Source organism: Marivita sp. (assembly GCF_051251565.1).
Lineage (GTDB): Bacteria > Pseudomonadota > Alphaproteobacteria > Rhodobacterales > Rhodobacteraceae > Marivita.
Map to the genome: position 1 here is coordinate 96,773 of NZ_JBPOFB010000005.1, position 17,596 is coordinate 114,368.

The following is a 17,596-nucleotide window of genomic DNA, read 5'->3' on the forward strand; positions in this document are numbered from 1 at the left end:
CCTCATGACGCAGGATCGCCCCACCCTTGGTATCGCCCTCATGCTGGGCTTTTGCATCATCGCCCCGCTGGGCGATGCGGTGGCAAAACTCCTGTCTGACAAGGTTGCCCTTGGCCAACTGCTTTTGGTGCGCTTTGGCATTCAGGCGCTTGTGCTCATTCCGATCATTGCGCTGACGGGGCGTGTTTGGCGGATGAACAATCGTATTCTTGGATACACCTTTTTGCGCACGATCATGCATATCCTTGGTATCGGCATGATGGTGTCAGCGCTGTATTATTTGCCCCTGGCCGATGCGGTGGCCATCGTCTTTGTGATGCCGTTCTGCATGCTTTTGCTAGGGCATTATGTGCTTGGAGAAGAGGTTGGCATCCGCCGGATGCTGGCCTGTGTGGTTGGATTTCTGGGCACATTGCTGGTGATCCAGCCCTCGTTTCAAGAGGTCGGCTGGCCTGCGCTTTTGCCTTTGGGCGTGGCCATCAATTTCTCGCTGTTCATGCTGGTCACCCGCAAGATCGCCAAGGAAACTGACCCTATCGGGCTTCAGGCGGTGTCAGGCGTGATGGCGATTGCTCTTATGGCGCCTGCAATTTTCCTGATCCCGGACACGGCGATCCCGGCGCTTGCGTGGGACACGGCGCTTCCCGCCTATACATGGTCGCTGCTTACTGCGATTGGCCTTTTCGGAACGTTGGCGCACCTGTTGATGACCTGGTCGCTACGCTATGCGCCGTCCGCCACGGTCGCGCCGATGCAATATCTTGAAATCCCGATTGCCACGGTGATTGGCTTTGCGGTCTTTGGCGACTTGCCCAACATGCTGGCCAGCGTTGGGATCGCCATCACCATGGCGTCGGGTTTGTATATTGTGCTCAGAGAGCAGGCCATGAGCCGCCACACTGCACCAGCGCCCGCTGCAAGAGGTGCCGTTCAGACAGCGGCAGAATAATCAACATGCCCGGCCCCTTCATCGACAAGGACACCGGCCCATCGGCGCGGTTTGATGTTCCCACGCGGGTGCCCGGCGACATCTCAAAACCGTCAATCGGCCAATGCAGACCATCCGACTGCCCGGTGACGGCGCGCATCGGATAAAGCGACACCCGCGTTGCGGCCGCCACGGGCAGATCAATCTGAGGCGGCAGATGCGCCACAACGTCATGATCCCCCACAAGCACAATCGCCCGATCCGGGTAACGCGCCAGCACGGTCATCGCAGCCAACAGATGATCTATCTGCCCGCCAAGAAACCCGATCCCGACAATCATCGGCGCCCTTATAGAACGCACCGCCTTGTCGAAATCCGTGCTGTCCTGTTCTGAAATGTGGTGAACCGCACCCGGTGGCATCGCGGCCCGCGTCACCGCCGAGACGGAATCCAGATCACCGATCAGCACATTCGGCAGGCGCCCAACCGACCGCACCCAGTCCGCGCCGCTGTCCGCGGCAACGACCATGTCCGCCTCATCCAATAGCTGCATGAGCTGGCGATTGTCGCCACCCGCGCCACCGACAAGCAGGACTGGTGCCTGAGAGAAAACAATTGCGTTATTCATGGCCGATTAATGACGAAAGCCGAAACAGATCACAATCCGGTCATGAAATGATACCGTGCTAGGCACAGATTCGTTGCTCTTTGGTCTAGGTAACCATGTTACGCAGATCATCGCAGAAGTTTGGAAAGCGAGTGTTGTTATGGTGAGTTCGAACAAGATACTCACGGTATCCTACGGTACCTTTTCATGTACGCTCGAAGGGTTCGACAATTCCTTCGACACCATGAAAGCGATTGCGGAATATTTCCGTGATCTGGCGCAGGACGACCGCTATTTTGGTGCAGAACCGCCCATCCCGGACGCAGAAATGCTGGCCCGGATCGCTGAACGTGAAATCGAACGGCGGGTCGAAGCCCGGTTCGAAAAGGGTAACCTGGTTCTGCGCCCGACCGATGAGGCCGAGCCGCCGCAAGGGGATGTCGCGCCGGGACCGTCGTCGGATGCAGCCCTCGTGGGCGCGACAGTCGGGGTGGCTGCCACCGCACTGGCTGTCGCGGACACTGAGGAAGAGGTCGGGACACACGACCTGTCCACACTCGCGGTGGGTCTCGGCGATGTAGATATGACAAAGCTGGACATCCGTGACGACGCCGTCGCAACCGATGTTCTGGACCTGTCGGATATCGACCTGTCTGACCTGTCGCTTGAGACCGACGAAGACAGCGTCGTGACTGCCGACGATGTTCTTGACGACGTCGAAGACACATCCGACATCTCCAGCATTGAAGACCTGATCGCAGAGCAAGGCAGTATTGCAGACCGTCTGGTCGCAGAGGCCGCACAAGACGCATTCGACGCGACCGAGATCGAACAGGCGTCCAAAGCGGCTGTTGTGACCGACAGCGTGGCCGACAAACTGCAACGCATCCGCGCTGTGGTGGCCTCCAAAACGCAAGCGGCACCAGACTATATCGAAGATGAACACGCCATGTCCGGCCCAGATGGCGACGGCAATGACGAAAACGATGCCGTTGATGCCGATCTGGCCCTCCCCGGCTTTGTCGACGCCACAGATGCGTCGGATGATGCAGAAGCAGTAGGCGACAATCTGTTCACCGACACCATTGCTGCGGTTGTGAACGACCAGATCGCGGCAGATGACGACGAATTTGATGATCAAGACGATGCGATCCTTCCGAATATGTCGTTCGACGACGAGGAGGACGACGCGCATAGTGAACTCAAGGCCCTGCGCGCCAAGATTGCCCAACTCGAAGCGCAAGCCGCAGCCGCGCAGACCCCGGTGGATGAAGACACGGCAGCCTTGTTTGCTGCGCACGAAGACCATGACGAAGATGCGCCGCTGTTCTTTGACGAGGCTGATGACGAGGTCGACGTCGCGCCTGAACCGCTCATCGCGCGGGTCAGCAAAGCCAAACGCTCCGATGTCGAAGCTGCCCTCGCGGCAGGAGACCTTGAAGAATATGACGACGAGGACGAAGACGAAGACGATCTGCCTGACGCGCAAACAGCCCATCCTGTACCCGGCCGGGACAAAAGCACTCTGACCGCCGAACAAGAGGCCGAACTTGCCCGCGAACTGGCCGACTTGCACGCCGAGATCGAGCAGGACGAAGATTGGGATTTCGACGACGACGACGAAACCGGCGACCTGTCCGCCTTCACCGAGGAACAGGAAGTAGCCGCGCACGCCAATGTCCGCAAAGCCGTCAAGATGACAAGCCCGGCGCGTGCAATGCTGACCGACACCTCGATCGAAGAGGACAACGGATCGGTGGACCGTCTGGCCGACAAGACCGAAACCGAAATGGACGAACCCGAAGGCAACCGCCGCCGCAGCGCCATCGCGCACCTGCGCGCTGCTGTGGCCGCAACCAAGGCTGACCGGATTCTGGGGCTGAACAAGAAACCCGTGGATGAAGAAGTTCCCTACCGCGAAGATCTGGCCGATGCAGTGCGCCCACGTCGCCCCAAGGTCACCGAGGCACGTTCTGAACGCCCGGCACCGGTCCGTCCCGCGCCCCTGAAACTGGTGGCCGAACAGCGCGTCGATGCCGCGCCCAGCGCTGCAACTCCGGTGCGTCCGCGCCGCGTCATGCGCAACACCGACACAGCAGACACCAGCGAGAGCATGGCTGCCGACGATACAGGCTTTGCCGAATTCGCCGACAATCAGGGGGCCCATACCCTGCCCGAACTGCTTGAAGCGGCGGCTGCCTATATGTCGTTTGTCGAAGGCCGCGATCAGTTCTCACGTCCGCAGCTTATGACGAAGCTGCTTCAGGCCGAAGGTGAAGCCAGCTCGCGCGAAGAACGTCTGCGCAGCTTTGGCCAGCTTCTCCGCGAGGGCAAGATCGAGAAGAAAGGCGGGGGTCGCTTTGCAGCCTCCGACAATATCGGCTTCAAACCGAAATCCCGCGCCGCCGGATAACACTGGCGACCGCGAACACCAAAAAGGTCGGACACATCTGTCCGACCTTTTTTCGTTCTACCAGTGTTCGTCAGTCCTGCGTGCCCGGGTCCGCCTGACCGATCCCTTTGAACACAAACTTGAACGGCAGCGCCCACAAGATGCCAAGCACCACATAGACCAGCAGCTCCACCAGCAGCGGTGGCCGGTCCAGCATGTTGATCACCGTTACACAGGCAACGATATAAGCGGGCAACCCCACCAGCAGGATCACCAGTGACCAGCGTTTACGGGCCTTGTAACTCAGCGCCATCCGCGCCCCCTTTCGGCTCAATCCGCGAACGGGTCAGTCACGAGGATCGTGTCTTCCCGTTCCGGTGAGGTGGAAAGTAGCGCGACCGGGCATTCGATCAATTCCTCGATCCGGCGCACGTATTTGATTGCCTCCGCAGGCAAATCGACCCAGGACCGCGCGCCTTCTGTCGATTGCGACCAGCCGGGCATTTCCTCGTAGATCGGGGTGCACCGCGCCTGCTGATCCGCCGCCGTCGGCAGATAATCAAGCCGCGTGCCGTCCAGGTCATAGCCGACGCAAATCTTGAGTGTCTCAAACCCGTCCAGCACATCCAGCTTGGTCAGGGAAATCCCGTTCACACCGCTCGTGGCGCAGGTCTGGCGTACAAGGCAGGCATCGAACCAGCCGCAGCGCCGCTTGCGCCCGGTCGTGGTGCCAAACTCGTGCCCACGTTCGCCCAGACGCTGGCCGTCAGCATCGTCGAGTTCGGTCGGGAACGGCCCTTCACCCACGCGGGTGGTGTAGGCTTTGACGATCCCCAGCACATAATCAATCGCGCCCGGCCCAAGGCCAACACCCGTCGCCGCCTGCCCCGCGATCACGTTGGACGAGGTCACAAATGGATAGGTGCCGAAATCAATATCAAGCAACGCGCCTTGCGCCCCTTCAAACAGGATGCGCTTGCCCGCCTTGCGCTTTTCGTTCAGCACTTTCCAGACGGGTGCGGCAAACGGCAGGATATGCTGCGCGATCTCGTTCAGTTGCGTCAAGAGCGCGTCGCGGTCCACGGGTGCAAAACCAAGCCCCTTGCGCAGCGGATCATGGTGCTGCAACGCGCGGTCCACCCGCGCTTCGAGCGTTGCCGGATCGGCCAGATCGGCGACCCGCACAGACCGACGGCCCACCTTATCCTCATAGGCCGGCCCGATCCCGCGCCCGGTGGTGCCGATCTTGGTGCCCTTGCTCGCCGCTTCTTCACGCGCTCGGTCCAGCTCTCCATGGATCGGCAGGATAAGCGGCGTGTTCTCGGCAATCATCAGGGTCTCAGGCGTGATTTCAACACCCTGCGCTCGGATCGTTGCGATCTCTTTCATCAGGTGCCACGGATCAAGCACCACGCCATTGCCAATCACCGACAGCTTGCCACCGCGCACAACCCCGGACGGCAGCGCATGCAGCTTGTAAACCTTGCCATCGATCACCAGCGTATGACCAGCATTGTGCCCGCCCTGGAACCGGCAGATCACATCCGCCCGCTCGGACAGCCAGTCCACGATCTTGCCTTTGCCCTCGTCGCCCCACTGGGCACCCACGACCACCACATTTGCCATGTCTTTAGACCTTTGCTGGAGTTCCGTCTGTCAAACCCGCGCCCGTATAGAGCGCAAACCCAAGAGTGGGAACCGGTTTTCCGCGCAAATCACGGCTTGGGTCAAAATCGCCCACCTGTGTGGACACCAACATCGCAAGGCCTGCCCGTTTGCAACAACCCCTATGCGATCCTGTTCCACCCCTCTGGACAGCCCCACATGGCTTGGGCCATCAGGATCCAAATCAATTGTGAAAGCCATAAGATGACCGGATTTCTGCTGCGCTGGCTTTTCGCCCTTGTTCTCGTGTCGGCCACCTACAATCCGACTGAATACAATTTTGTTCGCTGGGCGCTGACCGACGGCCAGAACAGTCTGTCGATCACTGTCTTGACCGGCCTGGTGCTCTTGGTGGGCTACATCATCTACCTGCGCGCCACGCTGCGCTCTATCGGAGCGTTTGGCATGATGCTGATCCTCGCACTTGTCGGCGCGCTGCTCTGGGTGGCTTATGATTTTGGCCTGCTCGACCTGCAAAACCGCAATCTGACCGTCTGGATCGGCATCTTTGCCCTCTCCCTTGTTCTGGGCATCGGCCTAAGCTGGTCCATCGTGCGCCGTAAATTGTCGGGCCAGGCAGATGTGGATGACGTGGACGAATGATCCCTTCTTCTTTTTGAAAAATATGCCAACGCGGCGCGTGGAACAGGCTCCACACCCACATGATGCGAACAACCTGCCACACGCGCCAAACCGAGGCACAGGCCGCAGGCTGACGCCGCGCACAACAGCGCGCGTCAACGCTCATTTTTCAAACCTGTAAAAACCACAAGTCAGGATCGCCCTTCACGGGTTGCACGATGCGCCACTTGCCCTTAGATACCCACCATTCATGAAAGGCACTCGGGACAGCCATGGAAAACGTCGTTCTTATCATCCACCTCCTCCTCGCGCTTGCGCTGATCGGGGCCGTGCTGCTCCAGCGTTCTGACGGCGGGGGGCTTGGTGCCATGGGCGGCGGTGGCGGCGGGGCCGTGAGCACCCGGGCCGCAGCCACAGGGCTTGGCAAATTGACCTGGATTCTGGCAATCGCTTTTATCTGCACCTCGCTGACCCTCACGGTGATCGCGGCACAGAAAGCGTCTGGCAGCTCGATCATGGACCGCCTCACAACCGGCGGCAGCGACGCGGTCGAAGACACAGGTACCGGCGCGCTGGACACGGATGGCCTGTTGCCACCCCCGGCGTCGACGAACACAGACGCACCGCTGGTTCCGCGCGCCGACTGACGCAGCGACCGGCCTGACCCCACGCGCGGCCCAAACCGGTCGCGCGTTTTTCTTTGCGCCAACGGCCCACAATCCCTTGAGGCGCAACAGAGTAACGTAACATCATCTTGGGTTTGGCCTTGCAATTTGCTGCCGAATCCTCTAATGGTCAAATCCCGTGATGCTGCGCAGCAAAGTCTGCGCAGGTTGCATGATTTGCAAATGCTTCGCGGGAGATTTCCACTATGGCACGCTTTATTTTCATCACCGGCGGCGTGGTGTCTTCTCTTGGCAAGGGCTTGGCTTCGGCAGCTCTCGGTGCTCTGCTGCAAGCGCGCGGCTTCTCGGTACGCCTGCGCAAACTCGACCCCTATCTGAACGTCGATCCGGGTACGATGTCGCCGTTTGAACATGGCGAAGTGTTCGTCACCGATGATGGTGCAGAGACCGATCTGGACCTCGGCCATTACGAACGCTTCACCGGTGTGCCCGCCCGCAAGACAGATTCGATCAGCTCGGGCCGCATCTATACCAATGTCCTCGAAAAAGAGCGGCGCGGCGATTACCTTGGTAAAACCATTCAGGTGATCCCGCATGTCACCAATGAAATCAAAGATTTCATCTCGATCGGTGAGGACGAGGTCGATTTCATGCTCTGCGAAATCGGCGGCACCGTGGGCGATATCGAAGGCCTGCCTTTCTTTGAGGCGATCCGCCAGTTCGGTCAGGACAAACCGCGCGGCCAATGCATCTTTATGCATCTGACACTCCTGCCCTTCATCAAGGCCAGCGGAGAGCTCAAGACCAAGCCGACACAGCACAGCGTCAAGGAACTGCGTTCTATCGGCATTGCGCCTGACATCCTCGTCTGTCGCTCCGAGGGGCCGATTCCGGCCAAAGAACGCGAAAAACTGGCGCTTTTCTGCAATGTCCGCCCCGACAGCGTCATTGCCGCGCAAGACCTCAAATCGATTTACGAAGCGCCGCTGGCCTATCACCGTGAAGGTCTGGACCAGGCTGTGCTGGATGCGTTCCAGATCACGCCCGCGCCCAAACCCGCGCTCGAAAAATGGGAAGATGTGGCCGACCGCATTTACAACCCCGAAGGCGAAGTGAATGTCGCCATTGTCGGCAAATACGTGCAGCTTGAGGACGCCTACAAAAGCATCGCCGAGGCGCTCACCCATGGGGGCATGGCCAATCGGGTCAAGGTCAACGTGCAATGGGTCGATGCCGAGATTTTTGAGCGCGAAGACCCGGCGCCACATCTCGAAGGGTTTCACGCCATCCTGGTGCCCGGCGGTTTTGGCGAACGCGGCACCGAGGGCAAGATCAAGGCGGCGCAATTTGCCCGCGAACACAAAGTCCCCTATCTGGGCATCTGCCTTGGTATGCAGATGGCGGTGATCGAAGCCGCCCGCAACGTCGCCAAGCTGCCCGATGCCGGGTCAGAAGAATTTGACCACGAGGCCGGGAAAAAGCGTTTCACGCCAGTCGTTTATCACCTCAAGGAATGGGTGCAGGGCAACCAGACCGTCAACCGCAGCGTGGCTGACGACAAAGGCGGCACCATGCGCCTTGGCGCCTATGACGCGGTGCTGACCGAAGGATCAAAAGTGGCGCAGGCCTACGGCACAACCACCATCGACGAACGCCACCGCCACCGCTACGAGGTGGATGTTGCGTTCCGCGCACAGCTCGAAGAGGCGGGATTGAAGTTCTCGGGCATGAGCCCCGACGGCCGCCTGCCCGAGATCGTCGAATGGCCCGACCACCCGTGGTTCATCGGCGTCCAGTTCCACCCGGAACTGAAGTCGAAACCGTTTGACCCGCATCCCCTGTTCAAGGATTTTGTCCGGGCGGCTAAGGATGTGTCGAGGTTGGTCTAGTTAATCAAACGAAAAAAACGTGCTGAGAACCTATTCTGAATACTTTTTTGCTGTTTCCCGCAAGCGATCAGCAAAATCGTATATCTCGTCAATAGAGGACAACGAAACGCGGTCTTCTTTTTCCTGATCGAAAAGACCCAGATACTTTTGTTTGCGATTGAAGTGTAGACGCGCGAGCGGCTTTCTATTGTTGTCGTCAACCAAGATGGCACAATAGGTTTTGGAATCTCGCAACCCGACGCGGTTTACCTTTAATATGTCACGAACAATCGCTCGGACTGTGAGCATTCCTTCAATCTCTTCTTCCGTCGTCTCAATTCCATCGTCGTCAGGGATCGGCTGATCTTCAACATCGCTGGCGGTATCGTCACTTAAGGCGCTGCTGAGGCGTGATCTCACGCCATCTCTGACCAATTCTGAGAACGCTGTCTTCAAAGCTGACGAAATGATGTCCTTAACAGAAGCCGTGATCCTTCCTTCGTAGACCTTTCCTGCAAAAAGTCTCACAAGTTCATCCGAAGGCTCGGCCATTTCCTCTGTGAGCGACTGCTTTACGAGCGAAACATATTTCAGGCGCTCGGCATTCGCCAAAATGCGGTCAACATCAAAATTCTGCCGCTCAAATTTCCGTAATTCCGAAATCTTATTCGCGCCAAAGTCCAAAATGTCAAAAGTGAAGAATGGTCTTTTGTCCAGCTTATTAGGTTCTTCCAAATCTGAATAAAACTCGTAGACCTGTCCATTCGTCAGCAATGCAAAACGCGCCTTGGTGACAGTGAAGTATCTAAATAGCTGGGAAAGATGTTTCGAGTCGAGCTTTGTAGCCAAACCTTTTGCTTCGATGAGGATTCGAACCTCTCCATCAATCATTAAAGCGTAATCTACCTTCTCACCTTTTTTACCCACTGCATCGGCTGTGAATTCTGGGACCACTTCGGCCGGGTTAAAAATATCGTAACCCAGACCTTGAAGAAGCGGAAGAATGACTGAAGTTTTAACGGCTTCTTCAGTGGCTATTGTCGGTCCGTGGTCACGAACTCGGTTAGCCAAACTTGCCACCAGCTGATCCAGTGCAGACATAACGCTCTCCTTCTTTAATGTTCTGGAAATCGTTAACACTGATTTGTCCATTTTCAACACCTTCGGCAGAATTGCGTGAATAAAAATCACACTTAAGTTGTGCGAAGAAAGGAACAAAACGGGCTTAGGGTGCGTGCTCGCACGCACCGCCAAACGCGGCGTCCCTGCCAGCGGCCAAAATAGCGCGCGCCCCCCTCTACCACCGCCCCCAAAACTGCCCTATCACCGCCCGCATGCTGTCATATCAACACATCTATCACGCGGGAAATGCCGCAGACGTCCACAAGCACGCAGCGCTTGCGCTGGTGCTCGATTACCTGACGCGCAAGGACAAACCGCTCAGCTATCTTGAAACCCATGCCGGGCGCGGGCTGTACGATCTATCCGCCCCCGAAGCGGTGAAAACCGGCGAAGCGGCGCAGGGCATTGCCCGGCTGCACGCCAGCTTCGCCAAAGACCATCCCTATACCACAGCGCTTGCCGCAACGCCGGACGGCCTCTACCCCGGTTCCCCGGCCATTGCGCGCGCGCTTTTGCGCCCCACCGACACACTGCATCTGGCCGAGCTGCACCCGCAGGAATACGCCGCTTTGCGCCAAAACCTGCGTGGGCCGCATATTCAGACCTATAATCAGGACGGCCTCGAACTGGCCCAAAGCCTGTGCCCCCCCACACCCCGGCGGGGCGTGATGCTGGTGGACCCGTCCTACGAGATCAAGGCCGATTACGCCCAGATCCCCAAATGGCTGTCGGCGCTGACCCGCAAATGGAATGTCGGCATCGTGATGATCTGGTACCCGATCCTCAATTCAGGCGCGCAGGCCCCGATGGTGCGCGCGCTGCAAAGCGACCACCCAGAGGCGCTCACCCACGAGGTCCGCTTTCCCCCGGCGCGGGACGGGCACCGCATGGTCGGGTCCGGCCTGTTTGTCGTGAACCCGCCTTACGGCTTGGCGAGCGATCTCAGACGCCTGACCGCACTGTTCAGGGCGCTGGGATGATCCGGGCGGCTCTTGCCCTGATTTGCCTGCCAGCGCTGGCGCAGGCCGATCTGTGGCCCGTTCCCTTTGATGCCCTGCGCCAGCAGCCCCATTTGATCGAGAGTTTCGACAGCCTGCCTGCCACGCCGGAACCCGGCATCCAGATAGATCAGCACTGGCGCGCAATGGGTCTGTCCCTTGCCGAACATCTTGCAGGTCAGGACAGCATTGACACTGGCACAGGCTTCGACAGCCTGACGGGCCTGCCCAGCGCGCCACTGCGCGTCCAGCCCGGTTTGCCCAAGCACAACCTCAGCATTGCCGCGCATGTCGGGTTCGGCTCCAACGCGCTGTTCCCCGTTGGCCCCAAGGGCATTGCCCATGCAGAGGGGCGCGGTGAAGGCAGCGTTGCGCTGGTCTTTGACGACCCCCAATTCGCCATTGGGCTTAAGCTGCATGCCGAATATCCAGACCCGCTGGGCCAACGCCCGCCACCGGGCACAGCCACGCTCACCTTCTATGCCGCTGACGCCCGACCCATCGCGCGCGTGACCCTGTCGCTTGACCACGGCGTCCAGCCCGTTGCATGGCGCAGCGGCACAGGGATTGCCGCGATCACAATCGAAAACACCGATCCGGGTGGTATCGCGCTGGATGATATTCTCTATGCCGTCGTGGACCTTGCGGGATGACACCCATTGGCGAACCGCCTCACCCGACATATATCGTGGCTCATGTTTGCAGATTTCCTCAAGCGGCTCACCGCACCCGACCCCGCCCCCTTGCCCGATGCTGATGCACGGCTTGCCCTGACAGCCCTACTGGTTCGGGTCGCCCGCACCGATGGCGATTATGACGAGAGCGAAAAAGCGCGCATCGACCGGATCGCCGCCAGCCGCTATGGCCTGTCGCCGTTTGAAGCGTCCAAGCTGCGCGGCGATGCTGAAACGCTCGAATCCGAGGCACCGGATACGGTTCGCTTCACCGGCGCGATCAAGGACGCGGTGCCGTACGACGACCGCATCGGCGTGATTGAAGCGCTGTGGGAGGTCGTGCTGGCCGATGGTGTGCGCGATGAGCACGAAGACGCGCTGTTGCGGCTGGTGTCCAAATTGCTGGGCATCAATGACCGCGACTCAGCGCTTGCCCGTCAGCGTGTGGACACGCGCAGATGATCGCCAGCCTGCCGATGTATTGGCGGGTGGAAAATGCCGATCTCTGGCGCGCCTTCTGGGCGGTGGTGCAGGACTGTGCCGTCCGCGAAGGCGTGACCCTGCCTGACCTGACACCGCCCGACGCCCTGCCCACCGACTGGTATGACCATTGGCTAAACCCCGACCTGGCCCTGTCGATGACCTGCGGGTTGCCGTTTCGCACTGCGCTGAAAGGCAAGGTGCAATACATTGGCACGCTGGATTTTGACCTTGGCACAGCCCCTGGCCACTACCAGTCCCAGGTCATCACCCGCCCTGGCCTCACAGGCCCTGCCCACAGGCTTGCCTATAACAGCTCCGACAGTCAGTCGGGATGGGCGGCCGCGCAAGAGTTGACTGATCTGCGCTTGATCACCGACTTCATTCCAACCGGCGGACATGCAGCATCCTTGGCCGCGGTTGCAAACGGACACGCAGACATCGCCTGCATTGATGCGGTGACATGGCGGCTCTTGCAACGGGACGATCCCAACGCGGCCAAGGTGGCACCGGCAAGCCAAACCAAACCAACACCCGGCCTGCCGCTGATTGCCGCCCAAGGCGCTGACCCGGCTCCATTGCGCGCCGCTCTTGGTGCTGCAACCTCAGCCTTTTCACCGGACACTCCGGACGCCATGGGCGGCACTCTGACGTTCTGCGTGTTGGATGAACATCTCTACCACGCCCAGCCCATTCCCGCGCCACCACCCGCCTGACGCCGGGTCATACGCCGCAATCGGCGCGGAACTGCCGATTTCGCCATTGCATCATGACAGAGTTTGGCTGCATCTTGCCATCCATCCTTGATCAACGCCGTCAGGCCCTCCTGTGACAGACAAACCCGTTCTTCAAATTCGCAACCTGCACAAGCAGTACGGGAGCCTTGAGGTCATCAAGGGGGTCGATATCACCGCGCATCGCGGCGACGTGGTGTCGCTGATCGGATCGTCCGGGTCCGGCAAATCCACCATCCTGCGTTGTGCCAATCTGCTTGAAGACAGCCAGCAGGGCGAGATCCTGTTCAAAGGCGAAGCGGTACACTGGAAGGGCAGCGGTCTGCGGCGCCATCCTGCCGACCCAAGCCAAGTGCTGCGCATCCGCACGAACCTGTCGATGGTGTTCCAGCAATTCAACCTTTGGGCCCATATGACGATCCTGCAAAACGTCATGGAAGCCCCCGTGACCGTCTTGGGCCGCGACCGGGCCGAGGTCGAACAGGCGGCGCGCGGCTATCTCGACAAGGTGGGCATCGGCGACAAGTGCGATGCGTTTCCCGCCCAGCTTTCGGGCGGCCAGCAACAGCGCGCCGCGATTGCGCGTGCACTCTGCATGGAGCCAGAGGCGCTTTTGTTCGACGAACCCACCTCGGCGCTGGATCCGGAGCTGGAACAAGAGGTGGTCAAGGTCATCAAGGACCTGGCCGCTGAAGGCCGGACCATGCTGATCGTCACCCATGATATGAGAATGGCCCGCGACGTGAGCAATCACGTGGTGTTCCTGCACCAGGGCCTTGTCGAAGAAGAAGGGACGCCGGACAAAGTGTTCGGAGCCCCAAAATCAGAACGGCTTCGGGGGTTTTTATCCTTCACGATGGCCGACTAACCACTAAGAAACCGGGAGTAACACACATGAAAACGATCATCCTTGGCACAGCCGCGCTTGCAATGACGGCCTCGATGGCCTTCGCAGACGGCCACTCCGTTGTCCGCATGGGCACCGAAGGCGCCTACCCTCCGTATAACTTCATCAATGACGCAGGCGACGTTGACGGGTTCGAACGCGAACTGGGCGATGAACTGTGCCTGCGCGCCGAACTGACCTGCGAATGGGTCACCAACGAATGGGACAGCATCATCCCCAACCTCGTGGCCGGCAACTACGACACCATCATCGCCGGCATGTCGATCACAGCCGAGCGCGACGAAGTCATCGACTTCACCGCCAACTACACCCAGCCCGATCCGTCCGCCTATCTTGCGCTTGACGGGGCGGATGTGGATTTCGCCGGTGGCGTGATCGCAGCGCAGGCAGGCACCATTCAGGCCTCCCACATTGCGTCCTCGGGTGCGACACTGGTTGAATTCGCAACACCGGACGAAACCATCGCCGCCGTGCGCAGCGGTGAGGCCGACGCAGTTCTGGCCGACAAAGCCTACCTTGCGCCGATTGCCGAAGAAAACGCTGACGTCGCGATCGTCGGCGAAGACGTCCTGCTTGGCGGCGGCATCGGCCTTGGCGTCCGCGAAAGCGACACCGAACTGCGCGACAAGTTCACAGCTGCCATCGAATCGATGAAGGCAGACGGCTCGCTCAACGTGCTGATCGAAAAGTGGCTGCCCGGCTCGGCCACGTTCTAAAGCCAAACCAATGAGGGGGGCGGTGCGCTGCCCCCTTCATCTTGCCAGATAAACTCACCCCCACCTCCCCAGAGGCGCGCCATCTTCAGCTTTTGCACAGATCCAGACACGCTTGGCACTTTTCAGTGGTTTGCATGTTACCTGACGACCGGCAAACATATGGGCCTGTACTGGTCCTTTGGCACGGTCTTGCTTCTGCTGGCCATAACTGCACCCATCGCACTGGCCTTCGGCTTTGGCGGCGCGTCTGCCGCGCGATCAAAGATCGCGCCAGTCCGCTGGGTCGGCAAAGGTTATATCGCCATCGTGCGGGGTGTGCCCGACATCGCGTTTTTCCTGTTCTTCGTGCTCGCGCTCGACATCTTTTTCGAATGGCTGCGGCACGAATGGAAATGTCCTGACTGGACCGACACCATTTGGCAAGGCAATGATTTTGTCGTCTGCGACATCGCCAAACTGCCGATGAACAATGCTCCGCAATGGGTGCATGAAAGTTATGGATTCTTCCTTGCCGTGCTGACCTTCGCCATCGTATTCGGCGCGTTCGCGGCCAATGTTCTTTACGGCGCGATGCGCGCGGTGCCCCATACTCAGTTGGAAACCGCCGAGGCCTACGGCATGTCGCGCCGTCAGGTCTATTGGCGTATCCTTGTGCCGCAGATGTGGGTCTTTGCCCTGCCCGGCCTGTCGAACCTCTGGCTGGTGCTGATCAAGGCGACGCCGCTGTTGTTCCTCTTGGGCGTCGAAGACATCGTCTATTGGGCACGCGAACTGGGGGGTGCCAAGACGCCCCGCTTTACCGATTATCCGCATGGCGACTGGCGCGTCTGGTATTTCTTGTTCTTGCTGGTCTTCTACCTTGCCTTCACCCGCGTGTCTGAAATCGTGCTCGACAAGCTGATGCTCAAACTCACCCACGGGCAGGCCACCATGGGCGGCGAAGCGCAAAGGAAGGCAACATGACCCCTCTGTTGCCGCCACGCCATCGGTGCCAGCACGCGCCCAATTCCAAGGCACGGCTCGCGGCGCGGTGCCTTTTTCGGAAGCTCGGCGCATGAGCTGCTGGGACACCATCGCCGATTACGGCCTGCGCTCTATCGGTATCGGCGAACGGCTACTGCCGCGCGAAGACTTTACGCTTTGCCAACAGGTGACGCTGATCGGCTCTGGGATGATCTGGAACGTCTATTTCGGCGTGATCGCGCTGTCGGCTGGGTTCTTCCTTGCCACCGCTGTGGCCTTGGGCAAGGCCTCAAACGTCTGGGCGATCCGCAAGGCCAGCGCGTGGTTCATCTTTCTGTTCCGGGGATCACCCCTGTTTATCCAGTTCTTCTTTGCCTATTTCCTCTTCCTCGCACTCAAACCCGTCTCGCCAATCTTTGATCCGTTCACCGCGGCATGGCTGGGCGCGCTCATCGTGTTGTTCCTGAACACCGCCGCCTATTCCGGGGAAATCTTCTACGGTGCGCTTCAATCGGTCCCGCGCGGCGATATCGAGGCCGCAGACGCTTATGGCATGACCGGCTGGGCGCGGTTCAAACGGGTGACATGGCCCACCATGCTGCGCCTTGCATGGCCCGCCTACACCAACGAGGCGATCTTTCTCTTTCACGCCACGACACTGGTGTATTTCTCGGGCTTCCCAGCATGGCAGCAACGCGGTGATGCGCTGTATTATGCAAATTACTTCGCCGACAAGACCTTCAACCCGTTTGTGCCCTACCCGATCCTTGCGGGATATTTCATCCTTCTGACGCTGGTCATCATCAGCATCTTTGGGTTGATCAACCGCCGCCTGAACCGCCACCTACCGCAAGAGGCCCGCGCCCGCATGAAGCTCAAGCTGAACGTGATCCGGTGATTTCTCTTGCTAACTCGGGGTCTCCCCGACTATCCATAAATTTGATCAAATTATTGAAAACGGCGTAAAAATGGACACCCATATTCGCAACTGGCTCCGCAAGAATCCGCAGGTGCGCACCATCCGCGTGGCCGCCTCTGACCTGAACGGTCAGGCGCGCGGCAAACGGGTGCCCGTGCGCTTTGCCGACAAGATACTGGATGGCGGCACGCGCTTTCCGCTTTCGGTGCTCAACCTCGACATCTGGGGCGAAGACATCGACAACAGCCCGCTGGTCTTTGAGGCAGGCGACGCCGATGGTGTACTGATGCCCACCGATCGCGGCTTTGTGCCAATGCCATGGCTTGAGGCCCCAAGCGCGCTTTTGCCGCTGTGGATGTTCCGCGAAACAGGTGAGCCCTACGAAGGCGATCCGCGACAGGCGCTCAACACCGTGGTAAAGCGCTACAAGGCACGCGGCCTGACGCCCGTTGTGGCGATGGAGCTGGAATTCTTCCTGATTGACGACAGCACCCGAAACCTGCAAGTCCCCGCCTCCCCACGGTCCGGCAAGCGCCGCAAGGCAGGGGAGATCCTGTCCATTCGCCTGATCGACCAGTTCGATCGTTTCTTCACCGATCTGTATGACGCCTGCGAGGCGATGGACATTCCCGCTGACACGGTGATCTCAGAGGCCGGTCTGGGACAGTTCGAGATGAACCTGATGCATTGTGACGACGCCCTGCGCGCCGCCGATGATGCGTGGCTGTTCAAGATGCTAGTCAAAGGCCTTGCCCGCCGCCACGGCTTTGCCGCGTCCTTTATGGCCAAACCCTATCCGGATTACGCGGGTTCCGGCATGCACACGCATTTCTCGGTGCTGGACAACGACGGCAACAATGTCTTTGACGATGGCGGCCCCAAGGGCACCGATATGCTGCATCACGGCATCGCGGGATGCCTGAACGGCATGTATGACAGCACGCTGCTGTTTGCACCGCATATGAACAGCTATGACCGGCTGGTCCCCGAAGCGCACGCGCCCACCGGCATCGCATGGGCCTATGAAAACCGCACCGCCGCAATCCGCGTCCCCTCGGGCAGTCCCGCAGCACGGCGCATCGAACACCGCGTGGCGGGTGGAGACGTGAACCCCTACCTGACGCTGGCTGCTATCCTTGGCGCGGCTCTGACCGGGATCGAAGACGGCAAAGCGCCGCCCGATCCGGTCAAGGGCAACGCCTATGCACTTGATTTGCCACAGGTTCCCAATGACTGGACCGGCGCCATCACCGCATTTGAAAACAGCACCGTCATGCCCCACATCTTCCACGATGAGCTGATCCGTAATCTTGTCCTGACCAAAAAACAGGAACGGCATTACATGGAAGAACTCACCCCCTCCGAACGGGTGGAAATTTACCTTGATACGGTCTGACGCGCATCTTGCCCGAAAC

Annotated in this window: 18 protein-coding genes; 14 read left to right on the top strand and 4 right to left on the bottom strand. The window is 59.5% G+C overall.

Annotated features, from left to right (window positions below; genetic code table 11):
* Window positions 1-4: 4 nt before the first annotated feature.
* Window positions 5-949: a DMT family transporter gene (locus ACSHXH_RS08735; protein ID WP_435671402.1), complete on the top strand. Its 945-nt coding sequence runs from the start codon at window positions 5-7 to the stop codon at window positions 947-949.
* On the opposite strand, the gene ACSHXH_RS08740 is transcribed toward ACSHXH_RS08735, so the two are convergent.
* Complete coding sequence (locus ACSHXH_RS08740) at window positions 873-1,556, bottom strand: thiamine diphosphokinase (protein WP_435671403.1); 684 nt, start codon at window positions 1,554-1,556, stop codon at window positions 873-875. The two genes, ACSHXH_RS08735 and ACSHXH_RS08740, sit on opposite strands and share 77 nt — an antisense overlap.
* Window positions 1,557-1,695: 139 nt before the next feature.
* Between ACSHXH_RS08740 and ACSHXH_RS08745 the strand changes: the two genes are divergently transcribed.
* Window positions 1,696-3,948 carry a hypothetical protein gene (locus ACSHXH_RS08745; protein ID WP_435671404.1) on the top strand — a complete coding sequence of 751 codons (2,253 nt, stop codon included), beginning with the start codon at window positions 1,696-1,698 and terminating at the stop codon, window positions 3,946-3,948.
* A gap of 70 nt (window positions 3,949-4,018) precedes the next feature.
* On the opposite strand, the gene ACSHXH_RS08750 is transcribed toward ACSHXH_RS08745, so the two are convergent.
* Together ACSHXH_RS08750 and ACSHXH_RS08755 are read right to left on the bottom strand one after the other, a co-directional pair.
* Window positions 4,019-4,240 carry a DUF2842 domain-containing protein gene (locus tag ACSHXH_RS08750; RefSeq protein WP_435671405.1) on the bottom strand — a complete coding sequence of 74 codons (222 nt, stop codon included), beginning with the start codon at window positions 4,238-4,240 and terminating at the stop codon, window positions 4,019-4,021.
* Window positions 4,241-4,257: 17 nt separating this feature from the next.
* A complete protein-coding gene (locus tag ACSHXH_RS08755) occupies window positions 4,258-5,553 on the bottom strand; it encodes an adenylosuccinate synthase (protein ID WP_435671406.1) in 1,296 nt (431 codons plus the stop codon).
* 243 nt (window positions 5,554-5,796) lie between these two features.
* Here ACSHXH_RS08755 and ACSHXH_RS08760 point away from each other — a divergent pair, with 243 nt between their 5' ends.
* The 3 genes from ACSHXH_RS08760 (at window position 5,797) to ACSHXH_RS08770 (ending at window position 8,689) form a co-directional block, all read left to right on the top strand.
* Entirely contained in the window at window positions 5,797-6,195 is a 399-nt protein-coding gene (locus ACSHXH_RS08760; protein ID WP_435671407.1) for a DUF6524 family protein, read from the top strand.
* Between the two features lie 251 nt (window positions 6,196-6,446).
* Window positions 6,447-6,821 carry a preprotein translocase subunit SecG gene (gene secG, locus ACSHXH_RS08765; RefSeq protein WP_435671408.1) on the top strand — a complete coding sequence of 125 codons (375 nt, stop codon included), beginning with the start codon at window positions 6,447-6,449 and terminating at the stop codon, window positions 6,819-6,821.
* Window positions 6,822-7,045: 224 nt separating this feature from the next.
* The gene (locus ACSHXH_RS08770) at window positions 7,046-8,689 is read left to right on the top strand and encodes a CTP synthase (RefSeq protein ID WP_435671409.1); all 1,644 of its coding nucleotides are present in this window, start codon (window positions 7,046-7,048) and stop codon (window positions 8,687-8,689) included.
* Window positions 8,690-8,719: 30 nt separating this feature from the next.
* Here the strand turns inward: ACSHXH_RS08770 and ACSHXH_RS08775 are convergent, their stop codons facing one another.
* Window positions 8,720-9,769: a type I restriction endonuclease gene (locus ACSHXH_RS08775; protein ID WP_435671410.1), complete on the bottom strand. Its 1,050-nt coding sequence runs from the start codon at window positions 9,767-9,769 to the stop codon at window positions 8,720-8,722.
* A gap of 233 nt (window positions 9,770-10,002) precedes the next feature.
* Here ACSHXH_RS08775 and ACSHXH_RS08780 point away from each other — a divergent pair, with 233 nt between their 5' ends.
* From ACSHXH_RS08780 to ACSHXH_RS08820, 9 genes are all read left to right on the top strand, one after another.
* Window positions 10,003-10,770, top strand: a complete 768-nt coding sequence (locus tag ACSHXH_RS08780) for a 23S rRNA (adenine(2030)-N(6))-methyltransferase RlmJ (RefSeq protein WP_435671411.1) — start codon at window positions 10,003-10,005, stop codon at window positions 10,768-10,770.
* Window positions 10,767-11,441: a hypothetical protein gene (locus ACSHXH_RS08785; RefSeq protein ID WP_435671412.1), complete on the top strand. Its 675-nt coding sequence runs from the start codon at window positions 10,767-10,769 to the stop codon at window positions 11,439-11,441. Before ACSHXH_RS08780 ends, ACSHXH_RS08785 begins: the two co-directional genes overlap by 4 nt.
* Before the next feature lie 42 nt (window positions 11,442-11,483).
* Complete coding sequence (locus ACSHXH_RS08790) at window positions 11,484-11,924, top strand: TerB family tellurite resistance protein (RefSeq protein WP_435671413.1); 441 nt, start codon at window positions 11,484-11,486, stop codon at window positions 11,922-11,924.
* On the top strand, window positions 11,921-12,658 hold the full coding sequence (locus tag ACSHXH_RS08795) for a phosphate/phosphite/phosphonate ABC transporter substrate-binding protein (RefSeq protein WP_435671414.1): 738 nt from the start codon (window positions 11,921-11,923) through the stop codon (window positions 12,656-12,658). Before ACSHXH_RS08790 ends, ACSHXH_RS08795 begins: the two co-directional genes overlap by 4 nt.
* Before the next feature lie 112 nt (window positions 12,659-12,770).
* On the top strand, window positions 12,771-13,544 hold the full coding sequence (locus tag ACSHXH_RS08800; protein ID WP_435671415.1) for an ABC transporter ATP-binding protein: 774 nt from the start codon (window positions 12,771-12,773) through the stop codon (window positions 13,542-13,544).
* Between the two features lie 26 nt (window positions 13,545-13,570).
* A complete protein-coding gene (locus tag ACSHXH_RS08805; RefSeq protein ID WP_435671416.1) occupies window positions 13,571-14,299 on the top strand; it encodes a transporter substrate-binding domain-containing protein in 729 nt (242 codons plus the stop codon).
* An 81-nt stretch (window positions 14,300-14,380) separates the two neighbouring features.
* Window positions 14,381-15,262, top strand: a complete 882-nt coding sequence (locus tag ACSHXH_RS08810; protein WP_435671611.1) for an ABC transporter permease — start codon at window positions 14,381-14,383, stop codon at window positions 15,260-15,262.
* A 91-nt stretch (window positions 15,263-15,353) separates the two neighbouring features.
* A complete protein-coding gene (locus tag ACSHXH_RS08815; RefSeq protein ID WP_435671417.1) occupies window positions 15,354-16,160 on the top strand; it encodes an ABC transporter permease in 807 nt (268 codons plus the stop codon).
* A gap of 82 nt (window positions 16,161-16,242) precedes the next feature.
* Entirely contained in the window at window positions 16,243-17,577 is a 1,335-nt protein-coding gene (locus ACSHXH_RS08820; protein ID WP_435671612.1) for a glutamine synthetase family protein, read from the top strand.
* Window positions 17,578-17,596: the final 19 nt, after the last annotated feature.

Bases quoted from the DNA above. Each gene is read 5' to 3' on its own strand.
- ACSHXH_RS08805 (WP_435671416.1), top strand. From the start codon at position 13,571: ATGAAAACGATCATCCTTGGCACAGCCGCGCTTGCAATGACGGCCTCG.
- ACSHXH_RS08755 (WP_435671406.1), bottom strand. From the start codon at position 5,553: ATGGCAAATGTGGTGGTCGTGGGTGCCCAGTGGGGCGACGAGGGCAAA.
- secG (WP_435671408.1), top strand. From the start codon at position 6,447: ATGGAAAACGTCGTTCTTATCATCCACCTCCTCCTCGCGCTTGCGCTG.
- ACSHXH_RS08760 (WP_435671407.1), top strand. From the start codon at position 5,797: ATGACCGGATTTCTGCTGCGCTGGCTTTTCGCCCTTGTTCTCGTGTCG.
- ACSHXH_RS08785 (WP_435671412.1), top strand. From the start codon at position 10,767: ATGATCCGGGCGGCTCTTGCCCTGATTTGCCTGCCAGCGCTGGCGCAG.
- ACSHXH_RS08775 (WP_435671410.1), bottom strand. From the start codon at position 9,769: ATGTCTGCACTGGATCAGCTGGTGGCAAGTTTGGCTAACCGAGTTCGT.
- ACSHXH_RS08795 (WP_435671414.1), top strand. From the start codon at position 11,921: ATGATCGCCAGCCTGCCGATGTATTGGCGGGTGGAAAATGCCGATCTC.
- ACSHXH_RS08790 (WP_435671413.1), top strand. From the start codon at position 11,484: ATGTTTGCAGATTTCCTCAAGCGGCTCACCGCACCCGACCCCGCCCCC.
- ACSHXH_RS08770 (WP_435671409.1), top strand. From the start codon at position 7,046: ATGGCACGCTTTATTTTCATCACCGGCGGCGTGGTGTCTTCTCTTGGC.
- ACSHXH_RS08815 (WP_435671417.1), top strand. From the start codon at position 15,354: ATGAGCTGCTGGGACACCATCGCCGATTACGGCCTGCGCTCTATCGGT.
- ACSHXH_RS08780 (WP_435671411.1), top strand. From the start codon at position 10,003: ATGCTGTCATATCAACACATCTATCACGCGGGAAATGCCGCAGACGTC.
- ACSHXH_RS08750 (WP_435671405.1), bottom strand. From the start codon at position 4,240: ATGGCGCTGAGTTACAAGGCCCGTAAACGCTGGTCACTGGTGATCCTG.
- ACSHXH_RS08740 (WP_435671403.1), bottom strand. From the start codon at position 1,556: ATGAATAACGCAATTGTTTTCTCTCAGGCACCAGTCCTGCTTGTCGGT.
- ACSHXH_RS08745 (WP_435671404.1), top strand. From the start codon at position 1,696: ATGGTGAGTTCGAACAAGATACTCACGGTATCCTACGGTACCTTTTCA.
- ACSHXH_RS08735 (WP_435671402.1), top strand. From the start codon at position 5: ATGACGCAGGATCGCCCCACCCTTGGTATCGCCCTCATGCTGGGCTTT.